The organism is Serpentinicella sp. ANB-PHB4, from assembly GCF_031432315.1.
Classification (GTDB): Bacteria; Bacillota; Clostridia; order Peptostreptococcales; family Natronincolaceae; genus Serpentinicella.
This window is the reverse complement of the sequence record NZ_JAVKGO010000033.1, coordinates 1-519: the sequence shown is the minus strand read 5'-3', so window position 1 is coordinate 519 and position 519 is coordinate 1. Positions and strand designations below refer to the sequence as shown.

The 519-nt window shown below is 37.2% G+C and carries 1 protein-coding gene; it reads right to left on the bottom strand.

The genetic code is table 11. The features are described from left to right. The coding region (locus RH915_RS11420; RefSeq protein WP_310480152.1) for a S8 family serine peptidase at positions 1-519 on the bottom strand (519 nt) is incomplete at both ends.

The window sequence follows — 519 nt, the reverse complement described above, 5'->3', positions numbered from 1 at the left end:
TGTGGTGCAAACCAACCACCACCATCATTGTTAACTGATTCATTACCTGCTGCAGCTATAAAAAGCATTCCTGAGTTTTCAATAGCATCTTTTAATGCTTGGGAATAGCCTCCGCCACCCCAACTGTTGTTAGCTATTGTTGCTCCCATATCTGATGCATATTCAATTGCTGCTATTGCATCACTTAAACTTCCACCGTTTGGTCCAAGAAATTTAAGGGGCATAATTTTTACATTTGGTGCAACACCAACAATGCCTATATCATTTTTTGTTGCAGCTATTGTTCCTGCAACATGGGTTCCATGTTCATCTCCATCTTCAGCATTAAAAACAGAATTGTTGTTGTTATAAAAATCCCATCCATGAATATCATCTACATATCCATTTCCTGAAGTATCAACGCCATTTTCAATTTCATTTGGGTTTGTCCATATTCTATCTCTTAAATCTGGATGATTTATATCTACACCACTATCTATTACTGCTACAATAACCTCTTCATCACCTTGGGTTATTTCC